Raw genomic sequence first — 18,406 nt, 5'->3', positions numbered from 1 at the left:
GTACGTCCCCTTGGCACACCAGCCGGTCCGGGCACTCAGTAATCGCGGAAAACCGCTTCGATCTCATCGTGTTCCAGCTTGTTGGCCAAGGACAGCATCAACAAGATTCGGGCCTTTTGCGCGGGCAGGTAATGCGCTGCGATCGTGTGATGGTCGGCATCATAAGCGCTGTCTGTCACAGGCCCTGCAGGGATACGGGAGGCGCGGACACAGACCACGCCGAGCCGGTGAGCCAGGCTGACCCCTTCCAGCGCGCCAGGAGTCAGGCTGCCGTTTCCGGTTGCGGCCACTACCAGGCCCTGCACGCCGCTTTGGGCCGCGTGGCGATACAGTTCGGCCAGCGTGTCGGGATGATCGTAAAAAATCTGCACTTTGGGCAGGCTGTGCAAAGAGCGAACATCGAACAGGCTGCTGTGGGTATGGGGCAGCAGGCTGCGCATCATGAAACGAGCCTGGCCGCCCGCTACCAGTCCCAGTGGGCCGGCATCGGGCGAACCAAATGCGCCGGTCTGGGTGGTGTGTTGCTTGCTCAGAAAACGGGCGCTGTGAATCTGGTCATTGAGCAGCACCAGCACGCCCTGATCCTGAGCCCGCGACGAGCAGGCCACTTGCACTGCCTGGTATAGGTTCAGCGGTCCGTCGGCGCTCAGGGCCGAGGCCGGGCGCATGGCCGCTGTCATCACCACCGGCTTATCGGTTTTCAGGGTCAGGTGCAGGAAAAAAGCACTTTCTTCCAGGGTGTCGGTGCCATGGGTAATGACGGCGCCGTTGATATCGGGGCGTGCCAGCAGCGCATTGAGTTTGTGGGATAGCTCCAACAGCATCCGCGAACTCATGGCCCGACTGTCCACGTTGAAAATCTGGTGGCATTCCAGGTCGGCCAGCTCATTGAGAGCCGGTACGGCTTGTAAAAGCGTTTCCACGCCCTGGGTGATGTCGTAGTCAGTCAGGCCCAGATTGGATTGGGTAGTGGCGGCAATCGTGCCGCCGGTGCCCACCAGGGCCAGTTTGGGGCGTGTTGGCATGTGACAGTGCTCCGCGTCCAGTTGTTATGGTCGGTAGGGCGCACAGTCTGGGTGAACGTCGGTTCAACGGCGAACTTTCAACCAGCGCTCGATCAGGTGTACTACCGACAGCAGGGTAAAGTTAATCAGCAGGTACAGCAGGCCCGCAATCACGAAGGTCTCGATGATGGCGTAGTTCTGGTTCATCAAGCGTTTGGCATGGCCGGTCAGATCCATGACGGCAATGGTCGAGGCCAGACTGGTGCCTTTGATGGCCAGCACGATTTCATTGCTGTAGGCCGGCAAGGCCTGGCGGATGGCCAGGGGGAAGACGACGCGGCGAAAGCGCATCCAGGCGGACATGCCGATGGATTTGGCGGCCTCGATCTGGCCGACCGGAACGGCCTGAAAGCCCCCACGGAACACTTCGCTGACATAGGCGCCACTGTTCAGGCCAATGGCCAAAATGGCGCAGCGCATGCCATCGCTGAACAGCCACCATAGGGCGGGGGTCTCGCGCACAAAGCTCACCGTACCTACGCCGTAATACAGCAGAAATAACTGAACCAGCAGGGGGGTGCCCCGAAAAACGGTGCTGTAGCCAAAGGCAAAACCGTTCAGAAGACGGCTGTGGGACTGGCGCATCAGGGCCAGGGACAGGCCGATGAACAGCGACAGCACAATGCCCCACAGACCGATATACACGCTCATGCCAAACCCTTTGAACAGGGTTTCGATGGTCGTGTTGAATAATTCCAGATCTATCATGGCCGGGCTCTCATGCCTTTGCCGGTATAGCGTTCGGCCAGTAAAAACAGGGCCTGACTACAGGCACCGATCAGAAAATAAAGCACACCCGCAATCAGGTACATGGCCATCGGTTCGCGTGTGTTGGCCGCTCCCAGGGTGGCGGCGCGCATGATTTCGACCAGGCCGACCAGCGAGATCAGGGCGGTGTCCTTGAGTGCGGTCTGCCAGACATTATTGGCGCCGGGCAAGGCATACCAGAACATTTGCGGCAGGATAATGCGGCGCAGGCGCTGCCAGGATGACATGCCGATGGCCTTGGCCGCCTCGATCTGGCCTTCAGGAATGGCCTGCAAGGCGCCGCGAAAGACTTCCACGCTGTACGAGCCGGCAATCAGGCCAATCGCCAAAATGCCCACCAGGGCGGGAAACCAGCGGGTGACGACATCTTCCATGCGCATGAAGTCGGCCAGATCGGAGACAAATTGCACCGAGCCGAAAAACAGCAGATAGATGATGAGCAGCTCAGGGATGCTGCGCACAACCGTGGTGTACAAGCTGACGGGGCCACGCAGCCAGCGTGGCCCGTTGGTCTTGATGCTGGCTCCTGTAATTCCAATGACAACGCCAAGGGCCATGCCCAAAACGGAGATCAGCAAGGTCATTGCCGCTCCGCGAAGGAACATCCAGCCCCAGCCTTCGCGCAGCACATTAAAAATGGTCTCTAGCATCAAGTGGTACTTCTCGACTTATTTCTTGCAGATCTCGTAGTTGGCGATGTCGATGTCAAACCACTTTTCGCTGGCGGTCTTGACGGTGCCATCGTCAATCAGCTTGCACAGGGCAGCATCAACCTTGGCTTTCAGTTCTGCATTGTCTTTGTGGATACCGACGGCAATGCCGTAACCCAGCGTCTCGGGATCGGAGGAGCCCTTGATGACCAGCTTGGACAGGGCAAAGTTCTGCTCGCCAACCTTATGCAGAAATTTGGACTGAGAGGTCAGGTCGGCAAAGGTGCCGTTCAGACGACCGGCGTCCAGATCAATTTGCATCTGGTCCAGGGTTTCGTAATTCTTGACAGTGGTCTTGGGGGCTTTCTTGGCCAGGAAAGCGCCATGTGTGGTGCCGCCCTGAACGCCAATCGTTTTACCGGCCAGGCCGTCAAAAATGGTCTGTTCGTTGTCGGCGCCGATCAGCTCGCTGTTCTTGGGCAACACGAAAATCGCGTCTTCAACGGCGTAAGGAATACTGAAATTGACGCGCTTGGCACGCTCGGGTGTATAGGACATGCCCGAGATGATCAGGTCAAAGCGTTTGGCATCCAGGGAAGGAATCAGGCTGTCAAAGGCTTGCACGATGAATTTGCAATCGCTGTTCAGCTCTTTGCACAGGGCTGCGCCAATATCGGCGTCAAAGCCGGTGACTTTACCAGCGGCGTCCACCATGCTCCATGGCGGGTAACCACCTTCGGTACCGATTTTCAGGGTGTCTGCCATTGCAGCCTGGGAGCCCAACAGGGCCAGGCTTGCACAGATCAGGGTCTTGCTGAGGAAACTCATGGTCTGGCTCTCCTTTGTGGAAAGGCTGGTCAGGGCCGTCTCAGCCCTGCTGGTTTTCCAGCCGGTGTCGTATGCACGAAGCGATGATCTTACTGCATTGGTTGTAAAAACTGCTGTAGACGCTCGGATTGTGGCCTATCGAACAGGTCTTTGGGGTGGCCGCGCTCTTCAATCAGGCCGTTGTGCATGAAAATGGTCTCGGAAGAGACGTCGCGCGCAAAGTTCATTTCGTGGGTCACCAAAATCATGGTGCGGCCTTCCTGGGCCAATTGGCGAATCACACGCAGTACCTCGCCCACCATTTCCGGGTCCAGTGCCGAGGTCGGCTCGTCAAACAGCAAGACATCCGGGTCCATGGCCAGGGCGCGGGCAATGGCCACACGCTGCTGCTGTCCGCCCGACAGCTCGGCTGGATAGGCATCACACTTAGTGCTCAGACCCACCTTGCCCAGCAGTTCGCGGGCGTAGTCGGCCGCTTCCCGGGCCGGACGTCCTTTGACATGGATGGGGCCTTCGGTGACGTTTTGCAGCACCGTGCGGTGCGACCAAAGATTGAAGTTCTGAAACACCATGCCCAGGCGTGCGCGGACTTGTTCAAGCAGGCGCGGATTGTCCGTCTGGCAAATTCCCTTGCGATTGCGGTGGCTGCGCAAAATGTCATTGCCGATCTGGATCTCGCCCTGATCGGGGACGACCAGATGGTTGATGCAGCGCAGCAAGGTGCTTTTGCCCGAACCGGAGGCACCGATGATGGAAAGCACATCGCCCTTGTGGGCTTGCAGGGAAATGCCCTTGAGCACCTCGTTGGTGCCAAAGCGTTTGTGGATGTCGCGTACCTGGACCGCCGCGTTCAGGTCATTGTTATTCACAGCAACGTCCTTGCGGTCAAAGAGAAAGGGGGTAAGGGTTTCATACGGGTGTCATATCCTGGATGCCCGATTCTACCGCTTTCCCCCTGTTTTTTTTGCACAGGCGCTGTATTTTGCTCATAAAAAGCGGCATAAACCGGGTATGCCGCCTTACAAGCTTAAGGATACAGGCCGCGTACCTGACGAGATTCCAGAATGCGGGCGCAACCCACGATAAAGGCAGCCGTGCGCAAGGTGACGTTGTGCTCCTTGGCGACCGCCGCCACGGTGGTGTAGGCCGAGCGCATCATCATTTCCAGACGGTTGTTGATCTCGTCCTCGGTCCAGAAGAAGCTGGAGAAGTCCTGGACCCACTCGAAATAGGACACGGTGACACCACCGGCGTTGGCGACCACGTCCGGCACAATGGTCACGCCCTTGCTGTTCAGAATGTCGTCGGCTTCGGGGGTGGTGGGGCCATTGGCACCCTCGATCACAATGCGGGCGCGAATGCGGTCGGCATTGTGCTTGTTGATCTGGCCTTCCAGGGCAGCCGGAATCAGCAGATCGGTTTCAATGTGCCAGAAGTCTTCATTGGCGATGGCCTCCGCGTTGGGAGCGCCGGCCAGACCCTTGTGCTGTTCCATGTGGTTCAGCAAGGCCAGTACATCCAGGCCGTTGGGGTTGTACACGGTGCCGGTGTGGTCCTGTACGGCCAGCACCTTGGCGCCGGCTTCCTGGAACAGGCGCGCCGCAGTGCCGCCCACATTACCGAAGCCTTGCACAATGACGCGTGCGCCGTTCAGGTCGATGCCGGCATCACGGGCCGCTTCGCAGCCTACGGTAAATACGCCGCGCCCGGTGGCTTCCACCCGGCCCAGGCTGCCGCCCAGGGACACGGGCTTGCCGGTGACCACCCCTGTGCTGGTGCCGCCCACGTTCATGGAATAGGTGTCCATCATCCAGGCCATGGTCTGGGCGTTGGTGTTGACGTCCGGAGCGGGAATGTCCTTGTTGGGGCCGATGATCACGCCGATCTCGCTGGTGTAGCGGCGGGTGATGCGCTCCAGTTCGGCCTGGGAGTAGTTGCGCGGGTCAATACGAATACCGCCCTTGGCACCGCCAAATGGCAGATTCACGGCAGCCGATTTGATCGACATCCAGGCAGCCAGGGCCATCACTTCGGACAAGGTCACGTCCTGGTGATAGCGCACGCCGCCCTTGCCAGGGCCACGGGAAGTATTGTGCTGAACGCGGTAGCCCTCAAAATGAGCCACGGTGCCGTTATCCAGTTCAATGGGGACATCGACAATCAGTGTGCGCTTGGGACGCTTGAGTGTTTCAACCCATCGGGACAGTTTGCCCAGATACGGTGTGACTCGCTCCACTTGTTCGAGATAAATACCCCACGGGCCGACGTCGTCGGCGTTCAGGTATGACGGCAAAGCATGGGTGGGACGATCTGTCATGAGCTCCTCGATAAGGTTGGGGAAACGGGATACGAGTACACCGTGAAGACGCCAATGGCATACAGACATGCAACGGGGCAAACACGCGGTCGATGGGCTTAGCGATGGCCGTGTGTAACAGTTATGCTATCGGAAATGGCCGCTGTTGTGTTTGCAGCGTTTGCAATGGTTTTCTCTGGATGCGTGTGCATTGATGGCTTTTTCTGACTCTTCCCTTTCAGGTCGGCTGGCGCAGCTGCGCCAGCGTATCGAACAGGCTTGCCTGCAGGCTGGCCGCCCTGCCAATGCGGTGGCTCTGTTGCCGGTAAGCAAAACCTTTCCTGCGCCCGTGCTGGCCCAGGCCCTGGATTTGGGCTTGTCGCGAATGGGGGAGAACAAGGTTCAGGAGATTCGGGACAAGCAGGCAGAGCTGGCCGATCGCGCGGTCCAGTGGGTGATGATAGGCCATCTGCAAAGCAATAAGGCCAAAGATATCGCTCGTTTGGCCAGCGAAGTGCAATCTTTGGACCGTTTGTCGCTGGCTCAGGCCCTGGATAGACACCTGCAAACCGAACAGCGCAGCCTGGATGTGCTGATTCAGGTCAAGACCTCGCCCGAGCCCAGCAAGTTTGGTCTGGCACCGCAAGAGCTGCCTGCGTTCATGCAATCCCTGCGCTCACTGGACACCTTGAAGGTGCGCGGCTTGATGACCATGGCCGTCAATAGCGATGATCCGCAGGCTGTGCGCGCCTGTTTCGCACAGTTGCGCCAGTGGCGTGACCGTCTGGTGGAATTGGGCTATGAACAGGTGCAAGGCCTGTCCATGGGCATGAGCGGAGATTTCGAACTGGCGATTCAGGAAGGTTCTACCGAAGTCCGGCTTGGCTCGGCCCTGTTTGGCGCACGTGACTATGGCTGATCGATATCCGCATCGTTACTAATGCCCTGGGTGAGGCGCTCCGCGCATAATGTCTCTGCGCATCCCGGACGGGATGCTTAAAACTTAAAAAAAAGCGGCGCCAAAAGCGCTGCCTGCATGCACAGAGGAGACATCATGCATTGGAAAAAATTTGGAGCCGGTGTGCTGTTGCTGGGCGCCACCCTGACCGGAACGGCGTTGGCAGCGAACTGGCCTCAGTCGGCAGTGACCTGGGTCGTACCCTATCCCGCAGGGGGCGGTTCTGACGTGATAGCCCGGCTGGTCGCCAAACAGTTGGAAAGCAGCCTTGGACAGACACTGATTGTGGAAAACAAACCGGGGGCTGCCACCATTATTGGCGCAACCTACGTCAGCAATGCCAAGCCGGATGGCTATACCGTGGGTACGGCCGATTCGGGCACGCTGGCCTTTAATTCCTCCCTGTACAGCAAACTGCAGTACGATCCCGCCGCGTTTACCTACGTGGGTGGCCTGGCCCGCTTTCCCTTGATGCTGGCAGTCCCGCAAGAGTCTCCGTACAAAACGGTGGCCGAGCTCCTGGAAGCGGTTCGCGCCCAGCCTGAAAAACTGACCGCCTCATCTGCAGGCAGTGGCTCACCCCACCATCTGGCCCTCGAAATGTTCAAGCAACGCACGGACAGCAAAATCGTGCATGTGCCCTACAAAGGAGCCGCGCCGGCCATTCAGGATCTGTTGGGCGGTCAGGTGGATATGTCCTTTGTGGATTCCGCTGCCGCGCTCTCTCATATAAAGGCGGGCAAACTGCGGGTGCTGGCGCTTGCCACTCCCGAGCGCAGCAGTCTGATGCCGCAGGTGCCGACCATGGCCGAGGCCGGGATTGCCGATTTCTACGCCTACGCCTGGCAAGGACTGGTAGGCCCTCCCAAGATGGCTGAGGACGCGCGTGAACGCTTGAGCCAGGACCTGATGCAGGCTCTGAAAACGCCTGAACTGGCTCAGCGTATTCGCGATATGGGCGTGGAGCCCATGCCGATGACGTCCGATGAGTTCCGGGCTTATGCCGAGCGCGAGCGTGCCGACTGGGCCGCCGTAATCAAACGGGCCGACATCCGCCTGGACTGACCGGAATGCGGTCGGATGCGACCGCATCATCAGGCGGCATATTCATCGCCGTAACGTTTCAGGCCGTCCAGGTCCAGAACCTGGACGCCCCCATACTTGATCAGTAACAGCCCTTCGTTTTCCAGCTGACGCAGGGCCTGGTTGGCCCGTTGGCGCGACACCCGCGCCAGATAGCCGATCTCTTCCTGGGTGATGTCCAGGCGCAGACCTTTTCCGGGGTAGAGCAGTGGATTGAACAGCTCTGCCAGACAACGTGCCACGCGGGCATCGGGCGTAGACAGGCTGTTGTACTCAGCCTTGCCGATAAATTGCGCCACACGTTCATTGAGCTGATGCAGGAGGTAGCGGTTGAAAGCAATGCTCTGGTCCAGCAAATCGTTGAAACTGTGCATGGGCAAGCGGGCCACCTGGCTGTCGCGCAAGGCCACCACATCGTATTTGCGCTCTTCGTTTTTCAGCAAGGAGCCTTCCCCTATCCAGCCGCCGGCTGGCACCCCGGTCATGGAGGCGATCTTGCCCTCAGAGTTTCCGACCGACACCTTGAGCAAACCCGAGAGCACACCAATCCAGGCTGTGGCGCGCTCTCCCTTGCGTTCGACGATGGCTCCGGCCTCGTAGGCGGTAATGAGCGTGTCGCGGCGCACTCGCTCTTGCAGCTCCGGCGTCAACAGGCGAAACCAGGCGGCTCGCTCGGATAAAGCATCTACAACATGCATGAGGATTAACCCTCGATAAAGGTCGAATGTCATGTCCGTGACAATCTTCGGGACGGGCAGCCGATAACTTGATTAATAACAGGCTGCAAATAGCGTGAAGGCATAACATGTGCCTTCTGCCGCAATCATAAGCAGCCTCCTGGACCATAACAAGCCGGGAAAATTCGGAGGAGACATGGTTGTGCGGATGGATAAAGAGCAGGTAGCGGGTTTACCCGGCACCTTCCCAGCCTGGATAGAACACCATGCCCAGGTGCGTGGCGACAAAGTCGCCATGCGCGAAAAAGACCTGGGAATCTGGCAGACCTGGACGTGGCGGGAGCTAGCCGAACAGGCCGAGCAACTGGCTGCGGGCCTGGCCGGGCTGGGTGTCAAAGACGGTCAGCATGTCGCGGTGATTGGTGAGAATCGCCCGCGCCTTTACCTGGCCATGATGGCGGCGCAGATGCTGGGCGCCGTACCCGTGCCGCTGTATCAGGATGCAGTGGCTCAGGAGATGCTGCACGTCTTGCTGGATGCCAGCATACGTGTGGCGGTGGTCGAGGATCAGGAGCAGGTCGACAAGTTGCTGGAAGTCTGGGATCAATGCCCGGACCTGGACGCGCTGATCTATGACGACCCGCGCGGTTTGCGTAACTATCAGCAAGAGCAACTGCAATACATCGAGCAGGTCATGGAGCAGGGGCGTTTGCAACTGACGCATGATCCCGATTGCGTACGCCGCATCTGGAAAGCGATTGCTCCGGATCATGCAGCCGCCATGTTCTACACCTCCGGCACCACCGGCAAGCCCAAGGGCGTGGTTCTGACGCATGCGGCCCTGATTGATCGCGGGCTGGCCATTCAGGAGCTGGAATCGCTGACCGATGCCGAGGAAGTCCTGGCGTATCTCCCCCCTGCCTGGATCGGGCAGAACATGTTTTCCTACACGCAGTTTCTGGTGACAGGCTTTACGGTGAATCACCCGGAGTCGCCCGAAACCGTGTCCATCGACCTGCATGATATTGGCCCCACCTATTATTTTGCGCCGCCACGCGTGCTGGAGGGCTTGCTGACGCAAGTCACGATTCGCATGGAAGATGCCAGCGCCCTCAAACGCGGACTGTACAGGCGTTTTATGGCCTTGGCTCAACGCGTGGGCGTGAAGATTCTGGACAAACGACCCGGTGTGGGCCTGTGGGACCGGCTGTGCTATGGCCTGGGCAATATCCTGATCTACGGCCCCTTGCGCAATGCCCTGGGCATGAGCCGCGTGCGCGTTGCCTACACCGCTGGCGAGGCGATTGGCCCGGATCTGTTTGATTTTTATCGTTCCATCGGCATCAACCTGAAGCAGCTCTATGGCGCTACCGAGACGTCTGTTTTCGTGTGCGTGCAGGAAGATGGTCATGTGCGGGCCGACACCGTAGGCCCACCTGTGAAAGGGGTGGAAATCCGCGTGGCCGATAACGGCGAGATTCAGGTGCGCAGCCCCGGACTGTTCAAGGAGTACTACCGCAATCCTGAGTCCACCGCCGAATCCTTTACCGAGGATGGCTGGTATCACACGGGGGATGCGGGGTATCTGGATACCGATGGTCAGCTAAAGATCATCGACCGCGCCAAGGATGTGGGCAAATTGGCCGACGGCTCCCTGTTCGCGCCCAAGTACATCGAGAACAAGCTCAAGTTCTTTCCCTTTATCAAAGAGGCGGTGGCGTTTGGTGACGGCCAGAAAGAGGTCTGTGCCTTCATCAATATTGATCTGGAAGCCGTGGGCAACTGGGCCGAGCGCCGCAATCTGCCTTATGCCGGCTATACCGACCTGGCGGGCAAACCCGAGGTCTATGCCTTGATTCGTGACTGCGTGGCGCAGGTGAACGAGGATCTGGCCAGCGACCCCAAACTGGCGGGATCGCGCATCAGCGCCTTTCTGATTCTGCATAAGGAACTGGACCCCGATGACGATGAGCTCACCCGTACCCGTAAAGTACGCCGGGGCTTTATTGCTCAAAAATACAAGGTGCTGGTCGATGCCCTGTTCAATGGACTGGACCGGCAGTTTGTGGAGACAGAAGTGAAGTTCGAGGATGGGCGCAGCGGTCGCATTTCGGCAGACCTGCACATTGAGCGCATGACAGACGCAGCAGCAAGGAGCGCATGATGAGTGAGGCGCAAGTGGCGGGCCGTCGCATAGGCCCGGTGATACTGGATTTGAAAAATATTTCCTTGTCCTTTGGTGGGGTGAAAGCCTTGACCGACATCTCGTTCAACATTCGTGAACACGAGATTCGCTCCATCATTGGCCCGAACGGAGCCGGCAAAAGCTCCATGCTGAACGTCATCAACGGCGTGTATGCGCCACAACAAGGCGAGATTGTTTTACGTGACCAGAGTTATGCCCGCATGAACTCGCGTCACACCGCCGAGCAGGGTATTGCCCGCACCTTTCAGAACCTGGCCCTGTTCAAGGGCATGAGTGTGCTGGATAACATCATGACGGGTCGCAACCTGCACATGAAAAGCGGTGTGTTTGCTCAGGCCTTGCGTCTGGGGGCGGCCGAGCGTGAAGAGATTCGCAACCGTGAATACGTGGAAGGCATCATCGACTTTCTGGAGATCCAGGCCTACCGCAAAACGCCGGTGGGGCGACTGCCGTATGGCCTGCAAAAACGGGTGGATCTGGGGCGCGCCCTGGCAATGCAACCGAGCATTCTGCTGCTTGATGAGCCCATGGCGGGCATGAACATCGAAGAAAAGCAGGATATGTGCCGCTTCATTCTGGACGTGAACGAAGAGTACGGCACCACGATTGTGTTGATTGAACACGATATGGGCGTGGTCATGGATATTTCGGACCGCGTGGTGGTCCTGGACTATGGCAAGAAGATTGGTGATGGGGTACCGGACGAAGTGCGGCAGAACCCGGACGTCATCCGCGCCTATCTTGGCGCTGGCCATTGAGGGGAACGGACATGGCATTTTTTCTTGAAACCTTGTTGGGCGGCTTGATGAGCGGGATGTTGTACGCCCTGGTCGCGCTGGGCTTTGTCCTGATCTTCAAAGCATCGGGTGTCTTTAACTTTGCACAGGGCGCCATGGTGCTGGTGGCCGCTCTGGCCATGGCCCGTCTGTCGCAGTGGATTCCACAGTGGCTGGGTATGGAGCCCGGCTTATTGGGCAATGTGCTGGCCTTTATTGTCTCGGCCATCTTGATGTTTGTGCTGGCTGTCGTCATCGAGCGTTGGGTGTTGCGTTACCTGGTCAATCAGGAAGGCACGACCTTGTTGATGGCTACGATCGGCATCAGCTACCTGCTCGATGGCCTGGGCCAGATCGTGTTTGGCAGTTCGGTGTACTCCATCGATGTGGGGATGCCCAAAGACCCGGCGTTCATCCTGGAGTCCGTGTTTGAAGGTGGTGTGCTGGTCAGTCTGGAAGACCTGAGCTCGGCCGTAGTGGCGGCCTTGCTGGTGGTGGCCCTGGCCATCTTCTTCCAATACACCAGCGTGGGCCGTGCCCTGCGGGCGGTGGCAGACGATCACCAGGCGGCGCAGTCAATCGGTATTCCCCTGAACCGTATCTGGGTTGTGGTCTGGACCGTAGCCGGTTTGGTGGCCCTGGTCGCCGGGATTATCTGGGGCTCCAAATATGGGGTGCAGTTCACCTTGTCGACCGCTGCGCTGCGCGCCTTGCCGGTGGTGATTCTGGGTGGCCTGACTTCGGTGCCTGGCGCCATTGTGGGTGGCCTGATTATCGGTGTGGGCGAGAAGGTGTCCGAGGTGTACCTGGGCCCTTATGTGGGCGGCGGCATCGAGATCTGGTTCGCTTATGTGCTGGCCCTGGTGTTCCTGCTGTTCCGACCACAAGGTCTGTTCGGCGAGAAGATTATTGATCGCGTCTGAGGTGGAGTCGATATGATTTACCGCGAAAATGGTCAGTTCAAAAGCAGCTATCGGGCTGACCAGCAGATTTTCCCCATCCGCCAGGATCGCTATGTGGTGTTGGGCTTGTTGCTGGTGGCATTCCTGGTGGTGCCTGCCATGGCATCCAACTACTTCCTGCAAGCCATTCTGATCCCCTTTCTGATCCTGTCTCTGGCAGCCATTGGCCTGAACATCCTGGTGGGCTATTGCGGCCAGATCTCGATTGGTTCGGGCGCCTTCATGGCCGTGGGGGCATATGCCGCCTGGAACTTTGGCGTCCGTATTCCGGAGTTGCCGCTGGTGTTGCAAATCCTGCTGGGTGGCGTGTTTGCCACTCTGGTGGGCGTGGCCTTTGGCATCCCCAGCTTGCGTATCCGTGGCTTGTACCTGGCTGTCACGACACTGGCCGCACAGTTCTTTGTGGATTGGGCTTTCCTTCGCATTGCCTTTTTCACGAACTATTCGCCTTCGGGCAACGTGTCGGTACCTGCCTTGAGCGCCTTTGGTTTGCCGGTTCAAACCCCCATGCAAAAGTACTTGTTTGTGCTGATCTTCGTGGTGGTGTTTGCCCTGTTGGCCAAGAACCTGGTGCGTGGCGCGATTGGCCGCCAATGGATGGCAATCCGTGACATGGATGTGGCGGCCGAGGTCATTGGTATCCGTCCGGTCTATGCCAAGCTCACCGCCTTTGCCGTCAGCTCTTTCATCATCGGTGTTGCCGGTGCCCTGTGGGCCTTTATCCACCTGGGTTCCTGGGAGCCGCTGGCCTTTGACCTGAATCGTTCCCTGCAACTGCTGTTCATTGTCATCATCGGTGGACTGGGCTCGATTGTGGGCAGTTTCTTCGGCGCTGCCTTCATGGTTTTGCTGCCGGTGCTGTTGACCAACGTGCCGCACTGGTTTGGTGTGTCCATCGGGGTGGATACCGCTTCGCACATTGAGCACATGGTGTTTGGTGCCCTGATTGTGTTTTTCTTGATTGTGGAGCCGCACGGTTTGGCTCGACTCTGGAGTATTGGTAAGGAAAAGCTGCGTTTGTGGCCCTTCCCCCATTAACAGCAGGTAGGCAGTTCATTACAACAACAGCCCCGCCCATCGGGACGGGGTATTCAGACACATGGTACTTATCGGAGGACCAGGAGATGACAACACGACTGAAACGCGCTGTGCTCGGTTTGAGTGCTTGCGCTGCAATGCTGACCATGAGTACAGCCGCTGTGGCAGCCGAGGAACAGTACGTTCCACTGCTGACCTACCGCACCGGCTCCTTTGCGCCATTGGGTATCCCGTGGGCGGACGGCAAGCTGGACTATCTGGCTTTGGTCAATGAACGCGATGGCGGTGTCAATGGCGTCAAGCTGGTGTACGAGGAATGTGAGACCGCGTACGCCACCGACCGCGGCGTGGAGTGCTACGAGCGCATGAAAGGCAAGAATGGCGGGGCATCGGGTTTTGACACGCAGTCTACGGGCATTACCTTCGCCTTGACTGACAAGGCCTTTGTGGATGGGGTGCCCATTGAGACCATGGGCTACGGCCTGTCGCACTCGGCCAACGGGGCGGTGTTTGAGTGGAACTTCCCCTTGCTGGGTACGTACTGGACCGCGGCGGACGTCATGATTCAGGACATTGCCAAGCAAGTGGGTGAGGACAAGCTGAAAGATCAGCGTATTGCCCTGGTCTATCACGACTCGCCTTACGGCAAAGAGCCGATTGCGCTGTTGCAGGCTCGTGCCAAAGAGCAAGGCTTTAAATTGGATCTGTACCCGGTGACAGCGCCTGGCGTGGAGCAGAAGTCCACCTGGCTGCAGGTGCGCAAGAACCGTCCTGATTTCGTTTTGCTGTGGAGCGCCGGGATCATGACGCCTACCGCCATCCGTGAAGCGCAGGCCGTGGGTTACCCCCGCGACAAGATCTACGGCATCTGGTGGGCTGCCTCCGAGAGCGATGTGGTCGATCTGGGCCAGACTGCCAAGGGATACAAGGGCATTACCATCCACAACAGTGCTGCCGATGGTCCGGTGCATGATGCGGTGCGCGAGATGCATGCCAAGGGCAAAGGCGCTGAAAACGGCGACAAGTACGTGGGTACGCTGGCCCACACTCGCGGCATGATGATCTCCATGATGCAGGTCGAAGCAATCCGCGCGGCTCAGGAAAAGTTCGGCAAAGGCAAACACATGACCCCCGAGCAAGTGCGCTGGGGTTTTGAAAACCTGAACCTGGACGAGGCGCGTCTGAAAGAGTTGGGCTTTGAGGGCATCATGCGCCCCATCAAAACCTCATGCAGCAATCACATGGGTGACGACTGGGCGCGTATTGTGCAGTGGGATGGCAACAAATTTGAAGTCGTGTCCGACTGGTATCAGTCCGACAAGAAATTTGTCGATCCGCTAGTCAAGGAAATGTCGGCCAAGTACGCCGCCGAGAAGAAAATTACGCCTCGCAACTGCGAAGGCTAAACCCAGGCGCCCAGGGTTCGCCCTGGGCACTGCATTGCGTGGGGAAGATTATGAGTGAGACCGTAGGCCAAGTGGATGAGACGCCCGCCCTGCTGGACGTCAATGGCATCGAAGTGATTTACAACCACGTCATTTTGGTGCTCAAGGGCGTGTCCTTGCGGGTGCCGGAGGGGCGGATTGTTGCCTTGCTGGGCGCCAACGGTGCCGGTAAAACCACGACCTTGCGGGCCGTATCAAATTTGCTGCGCGCCGAGCGCGGCGATGTGACCAAAGGCCAGATCCATCTGCGTGGTGAGCGTATTGATCAGCTGACGCCGGCCGATCTGGTCAAGCGCGGTGTGGTGCAGGTGATGGAAGGGCGTCATTGTTTCGCGCACTTGAGCATTGAAGAAAATTTATTGACGGGGGCCTATACCCGCTCCTTGTCGCGTGGCGACCTGAGCGCCGAGCTGGACAAGGTCTACCAGTATTTTCCGCGACTCAAGCAGCGCCGTGCCAGTCAGGCCGGCTATACCTCGGGCGGGGAGCAGCAAATGTGTGCCATTGGCCGCGCCTTGATGGCCGATCCGGGCATGATTTTGCTGGACGAACCGTCCATGGGACTCGCACCGCAGGTGGTGGAAGAAATTTTCGAGATTGTGCGGGATCTGAATCAGCGCGAGCGAGTCAGTTTCCTGCTGGCCGAGCAAAACACCAACGTGGCCCTGAAATATGCTGACTATGGCTACATCCTGGAAAACGGCCGGGTCATGATGGACGGACCGTCGCAGGCGCTGGCCGAGAACGAGGACGTCAAGGAGTTTTACCTGGGTGTGTCGGGAGGAGAGCGCAAGAGCTTTCGCGACAATAAATTTTACCGGCGTCGCAAGCGCTGGCTGGCGTAACGCCCAGGAATTTCCATGTATCAGCCGGGTCTGGCCTGTACTGAACAGCAGCAGGATCAGCACAGGGAAAGACCTGCCACCGGGATGCACATGAGGTGCCGCCCTTGGCCTTTTGACGTTTTGAGTTTTGGGCTGCTTCTGGCTACACAGGGTGTGGCTGCGGAGCTTGGCATTGACACGCCTTTGTCTGTGGACAGCAGATTGGTTTGGCGCAGCGTGTTGGGATGCCAATTCATCCTACTGGAGGATAAATGAGCGAGTATTACGATGAGCGCGAGACCCTGGAACCGGACGAGCGCGAAGCCGATTTGATGACCCGTTTGCCGCAGGTGTTGCAGGCGGCAGCCCAGGGCGCCCCTGCCATTGCCAGGCAACTGGAGGGCGTGGAGCTGGCGGCCGTGCGCAGCCGCGAGGATCTGCTGGCCATCCCGGTGTTTCGTAAAAGTGAGTTGTTGCAGGCCCAGCTTCAGGCTCGGGAGCAGGCACGGGCCGGGCAGTCTTCGGCCGCTTACGCGCAGGCTGTCTTTGGGGGCTTTTCCTCCATCTCCTGGGGAGCGGCCCGCAAGGTGTTTGCCTCGCCCGGCCCCATGTACGAACCTGAAAGCCGCCGCTCGGACTATTGGGGTTTCGCGCGTGCCCTGTATGCGGCAGGTTTTCGGCGTGAAGAACTGATTTTCAATTGTTTTTCTTATCACTTCACTCCGGCAGGCTCCATGATGGAAACGGCCGCGCATGCACTCGATTGCACTGTATTTCCCGGTGGGGTGGGCCAAACCGAGCAGCAGGTGCAGGCTATGGCCGATTTGCGCCCTCATGGCTATACCGGCACACCCAGTTTTCTGAAAATCATCATGGAAAAAGCCCAGGCCATGCAAATTGCCTTGCCGGGTCTGAGCAAGGCTTTGTTTTCAGGTGAGGCCTATCCGCCGTCGTTGCAAAAGTGGTTCAGCGAGCAAGGGGTGGCAGGCTACCAGGCTTATGGCAGTGCAGATCTGGGCATGATCGCCTACGAAACCCAGGCTCGCGAAGGCTTGGTGTTGAATGAAAACCTGATCCTGGAAATTGTGCGTCCTGGCACGGGACAGCCGGTGGCCCCGGGTGAAGTGGGCGAGGTCGTGGTGACTTCTTTCAATCCCGACTATCCGCTGGTGCGCTTCGGGACGGGGGACCTGTCTGCCGTGTTGCCTGGACAATCCCCCTGCGGCCGCACCAATCAGCGTATTCGCGGCTGGATGGGGCGTGCGGATCAGACTACCAAGGTGCGGGGCATGTTTGTGCATCCGGGGCAGGTGGAGCAGATTCGTCTGCGGCACAAAGAATTGGGGCAAGCCCGTCTGGTGGTACGCGGGGCCAGTGGCCAGGATCAGATGGTGTTTCAGGTGGAAGTGAGCGCACAGCCCGACGGGCTGGAAAGCGCCTTGGCGGATTCGATCCGTGAGATCACCAAACTGCGCGCCCAGGTGGAGTTTATGGCACCTGGCGCCCTGCCAAGGGATGGTAAAGTCATCGAGGACCAACGCAGCTACGATTAATTTGCCATATAGATATGCACACAAGTAGCGTTCGGGCTGCGGTACTATTTCAGGAAAATAGCCAATACCTATATCTTTTGAGGAGAGCCCGATGCGCTTTGTGCCAGTTTCTGCTGTTGTCCTGGCCTTGATGGCCAGCCTGCCTGCTGCCCATGCAGCCACCTTGGACAATGTCCAACAGCGCGGCCACGTGCTGTGTGGCGTGACCACCGGTTTTGCCGGGTTTTCGGCCCCCGATGACAAGGGGACCTGGACGGGCCTGGATATTGACGTATGTCGTTCGGTGGCGGCGGCCACCTTGGGTGATGCCAGCAAGTTCAAGGCGGTGCCTTTGAACTCCCAGCAGCGCTTCACAGCCTTGCAATCGGGCGAAATTGATCTTCTGGCCCGTAATACCACCGTGACCCAGCAGCGTGACACGGCGCTCGGTGCCATTCATGCCGGCATCAACTTTTACGATGGCCAGGGTTTTCTGGTGTCCAAGAAGCTGGGCGTGACCAGTGCCAAGGAACTGAACGGCGCTACCGTTTGCATGCAGACTGGCACGTCCAACGAAAATACGATGGCCGATTGGGCACGTGCCAACAAGGTTGACTACAAGCCAGTCGTGATCGAACAGTTCAACGAAGTGGTCAATGCTTTTGTGGCGGGTCGTTGTGACGTGTTTTCCACTGACGCCTCCGGTCTGGCGTCGATTCGCATCTCCAAAATGGAGAACCCGGACGATTATCTGGTTCTGCCAGAAATCATTTCCAAAGAGCCTTTGGGTCCCTTCGTTCGTCAGGGCGACGATGCTTGGCTGAACATTGTGAAATGGTCCCTGCAAGCCAGCTTCAATGCCGAAGAGTTGGGTGTGACGGCCGCCAACGTGGATGAAAAACTCAAAAGCGACAATCCCAACATTCAGCGTCTGCTTGGGGTGACGCCAGGTGCCGGCAAGAACCTGGGCCTGGACGAAAAATGGGCTTACAACATCATCAAGCAAGTCGGTAATTACGGCGAGTCTTTCGAGCGTAACGTGGGTAAAGGCAGCCCGCTGCAGATCGAACGCGGCCTCAATGCCCTGTGGATCGACGGTGGCCTGATCTATGGTCTGCCTATTCGTTAATCCTTTCGGGGTTCACGATATGCAAAAAGCAGCTCTCTTTGAGAGCTGCTTTTTTATTGACTGATGGGTCTGGGGGCTATGACGTTGCTGTGCGTTTTGCTCTTGGTCCCCGGATGGTGTGCGCTGCCCCGGGGACTGGTGGTGTAGGTATCGTCGTGGGGTGGAACACG

Annotated in this window: 17 protein-coding genes; 10 read left to right on the top strand and 7 right to left on the bottom strand. The window is 58.3% G+C overall.

Annotated elements, in window-relative coordinates; all coding sequences use genetic code 11:
* Positions 1 to 35: 35 nt before the first annotated feature.
* From VF694_RS12500 to VF694_RS12475, 6 genes are all read right to left on the bottom strand, one after another.
* Entirely contained in the window at positions 36 to 1,025 is a 990-nt protein-coding gene (locus tag VF694_RS12500; protein ID WP_003804871.1) for an asparaginase, read from the bottom strand.
* 63 nt (positions 1,026 to 1,088) lie between these two features.
* Entirely contained in the window at positions 1,089 to 1,772 is a 684-nt protein-coding gene (locus tag VF694_RS12495) for an ABC transporter permease (protein WP_003804870.1), read from the bottom strand.
* Positions 1,769 to 2,482 (bottom strand): ABC transporter permease, encoded by a 714-nt coding sequence (locus VF694_RS12490; RefSeq protein ID WP_219235442.1) that lies wholly within the window; start codon positions 2,480 to 2,482, stop codon positions 1,769 to 1,771. The genes VF694_RS12495 and VF694_RS12490 overlap by 4 nt, the downstream gene beginning before the upstream one ends.
* 18 nt (positions 2,483 to 2,500) lie before the next feature.
* Positions 2,501 to 3,310 (bottom strand): transporter substrate-binding domain-containing protein, encoded by an 810-nt coding sequence (locus VF694_RS12485; protein ID WP_131071167.1) that lies wholly within the window; start codon positions 3,308 to 3,310, stop codon positions 2,501 to 2,503.
* Between the two features lie 89 nt (positions 3,311 to 3,399).
* The gene (locus tag VF694_RS12480) at positions 3,400 to 4,179 is read right to left on the bottom strand and encodes an ABC transporter ATP-binding protein (RefSeq protein ID WP_003804861.1); all 780 of its coding nucleotides are present in this window, start codon (positions 4,177 to 4,179) and stop codon (positions 3,400 to 3,402) included.
* Between the two features lie 158 nt (positions 4,180 to 4,337).
* A complete protein-coding gene (locus VF694_RS12475) occupies positions 4,338 to 5,627 on the bottom strand; it encodes a Glu/Leu/Phe/Val family dehydrogenase (protein WP_003804860.1) in 1,290 nt (429 codons plus the stop codon).
* Positions 5,628 to 5,820: 193 nt separating this feature from the next.
* On the opposite strand from VF694_RS12475, the gene VF694_RS12470 reads away from it, so the two are divergent.
* Both VF694_RS12470 and VF694_RS12465 read left to right on the top strand, forming a co-directional pair.
* Positions 5,821 to 6,525, top strand: a complete 705-nt coding sequence (locus VF694_RS12470; RefSeq protein WP_039944033.1) for a YggS family pyridoxal phosphate-dependent enzyme — start codon at positions 5,821 to 5,823, stop codon at positions 6,523 to 6,525.
* A 135-nt stretch (positions 6,526 to 6,660) separates the two neighbouring features.
* Positions 6,661 to 7,629 carry a Bug family tripartite tricarboxylate transporter substrate binding protein gene (locus VF694_RS12465; protein WP_003804856.1) on the top strand — a complete coding sequence of 323 codons (969 nt, stop codon included), beginning with the start codon at positions 6,661 to 6,663 and terminating at the stop codon, positions 7,627 to 7,629.
* A 29-nt stretch (positions 7,630 to 7,658) separates the two neighbouring features.
* On the opposite strand, the gene VF694_RS12460 is transcribed toward VF694_RS12465, so the two are convergent.
* Positions 7,659 to 8,345, bottom strand: a complete 687-nt coding sequence (locus VF694_RS12460) for a Crp/Fnr family transcriptional regulator (protein ID WP_059318361.1) — start codon at positions 8,343 to 8,345, stop codon at positions 7,659 to 7,661.
* Between the two features lie 175 nt (positions 8,346 to 8,520).
* Between VF694_RS12460 and VF694_RS12455 the strand changes: the two genes are divergently transcribed.
* From VF694_RS12455 to VF694_RS12420, 8 genes are all read left to right on the top strand, one after another.
* Entirely contained in the window at positions 8,521 to 10,488 is a 1,968-nt protein-coding gene (locus tag VF694_RS12455; RefSeq protein ID WP_059318360.1) for an AMP-dependent synthetase/ligase, read from the top strand.
* Entirely contained in the window at positions 10,488 to 11,288 is an 801-nt protein-coding gene (locus tag VF694_RS12450) for an ABC transporter ATP-binding protein (protein WP_003804850.1), read from the top strand. Before VF694_RS12455 ends, VF694_RS12450 begins: the two co-directional genes overlap by 1 nt.
* Positions 11,289 to 11,299: 11 nt before the next feature.
* Positions 11,300 to 12,229, top strand: coding sequence for a branched-chain amino acid ABC transporter permease (locus tag VF694_RS12445; protein WP_003804849.1), 930 nt, complete (start codon positions 11,300 to 11,302; stop codon positions 12,227 to 12,229).
* 12 nt (positions 12,230 to 12,241) lie between these two features.
* Positions 12,242 to 13,306, top strand: coding sequence for a branched-chain amino acid ABC transporter permease (locus tag VF694_RS12440; protein WP_003804848.1), 1,065 nt, complete (start codon positions 12,242 to 12,244; stop codon positions 13,304 to 13,306).
* Between the two features lie 137 nt (positions 13,307 to 13,443).
* Entirely contained in the window at positions 13,444 to 14,712 is a 1,269-nt protein-coding gene (locus tag VF694_RS12435) for an ABC transporter substrate-binding protein (RefSeq protein ID WP_003804846.1), read from the top strand.
* Positions 14,713 to 14,762: 50 nt separating this feature from the next.
* Complete coding sequence (locus VF694_RS12430) at positions 14,763 to 15,596, top strand: ABC transporter ATP-binding protein (RefSeq protein WP_003804844.1); 834 nt, start codon at positions 14,763 to 14,765, stop codon at positions 15,594 to 15,596.
* 251 nt (positions 15,597 to 15,847) lie between these two features.
* Complete coding sequence (locus tag VF694_RS12425; RefSeq protein WP_003804840.1) at positions 15,848 to 17,128, top strand: phenylacetate--CoA ligase family protein; 1,281 nt, start codon at positions 15,848 to 15,850, stop codon at positions 17,126 to 17,128.
* Between the two features lie 91 nt (positions 17,129 to 17,219).
* Entirely contained in the window at positions 17,220 to 18,236 is a 1,017-nt protein-coding gene (locus tag VF694_RS12420; protein ID WP_440164487.1) for an amino acid ABC transporter substrate-binding protein, read from the top strand.
* The last annotated feature ends 170 nt before the right edge of the window (positions 18,237 to 18,406 follow it).

Origin of the sequence: Alcaligenes sp. Lyrl_28 (assembly GCF_051948705.1) — a bacterium.
In the GTDB taxonomy this organism is placed as follows: domain Bacteria; phylum Pseudomonadota; class Gammaproteobacteria; order Burkholderiales; family Burkholderiaceae_B; genus Alcaligenes; species Alcaligenes ammonioxydans.
The sequence above is the reverse complement of the archived record's forward strand: the minus strand, read 5'-3'. Positions and strand labels throughout refer to the sequence as shown.

What these genes read in the sequence shown, in the direction of transcription:
- VF694_RS12500 (WP_003804871.1), bottom strand. Translation starts at nt 1,025, where the DNA reads ATGCCAACACGCCCCAAACTGGCCCTGGTGGGCACCGGCGGCACGATT.
- VF694_RS12495 (WP_003804870.1), bottom strand. Translation starts at nt 1,772, where the DNA reads ATGATAGATCTGGAATTATTCAACACGACCATCGAAACCCTGTTCAAA.
- VF694_RS12490 (WP_219235442.1), bottom strand. Translation starts at nt 2,482, where the DNA reads ATGCTAGAGACCATTTTTAATGTGCTGCGCGAAGGCTGGGGCTGGATG.
- VF694_RS12485 (WP_131071167.1), bottom strand. Translation starts at nt 3,310, where the DNA reads ATGAGTTTCCTCAGCAAGACCCTGATCTGTGCAAGCCTGGCCCTGTTG.
- VF694_RS12475 (WP_003804860.1), bottom strand. Translation starts at nt 5,627, where the DNA reads ATGACAGATCGTCCCACCCATGCTTTGCCGTCATACCTGAACGCCGAC.
- VF694_RS12470 (WP_039944033.1), top strand. Translation starts at nt 5,821, where the DNA reads ATGGCTTTTTCTGACTCTTCCCTTTCAGGTCGGCTGGCGCAGCTGCGC.
- VF694_RS12465 (WP_003804856.1), top strand. Translation starts at nt 6,661, where the DNA reads ATGCATTGGAAAAAATTTGGAGCCGGTGTGCTGTTGCTGGGCGCCACC.
- VF694_RS12460 (WP_059318361.1), bottom strand. Translation starts at nt 8,345, where the DNA reads ATGCATGTTGTAGATGCTTTATCCGAGCGAGCCGCCTGGTTTCGCCTG.
- VF694_RS12455 (WP_059318360.1), top strand. Translation starts at nt 8,521, where the DNA reads ATGGTTGTGCGGATGGATAAAGAGCAGGTAGCGGGTTTACCCGGCACC.
- VF694_RS12450 (WP_003804850.1), top strand. Translation starts at nt 10,488, where the DNA reads ATGAGTGAGGCGCAAGTGGCGGGCCGTCGCATAGGCCCGGTGATACTG.
- VF694_RS12445 (WP_003804849.1), top strand. Translation starts at nt 11,300, where the DNA reads ATGGCATTTTTTCTTGAAACCTTGTTGGGCGGCTTGATGAGCGGGATG.
- VF694_RS12440 (WP_003804848.1), top strand. Translation starts at nt 12,242, where the DNA reads ATGATTTACCGCGAAAATGGTCAGTTCAAAAGCAGCTATCGGGCTGAC.
- VF694_RS12435 (WP_003804846.1), top strand. Translation starts at nt 13,444, where the DNA reads ATGCTGACCATGAGTACAGCCGCTGTGGCAGCCGAGGAACAGTACGTT.
- VF694_RS12430 (WP_003804844.1), top strand. Translation starts at nt 14,763, where the DNA reads ATGAGTGAGACCGTAGGCCAAGTGGATGAGACGCCCGCCCTGCTGGAC.
- VF694_RS12425 (WP_003804840.1), top strand. Translation starts at nt 15,848, where the DNA reads ATGAGCGAGTATTACGATGAGCGCGAGACCCTGGAACCGGACGAGCGC.
- VF694_RS12420 (WP_440164487.1), top strand. Translation starts at nt 17,220, where the DNA reads ATGCGCTTTGTGCCAGTTTCTGCTGTTGTCCTGGCCTTGATGGCCAGC.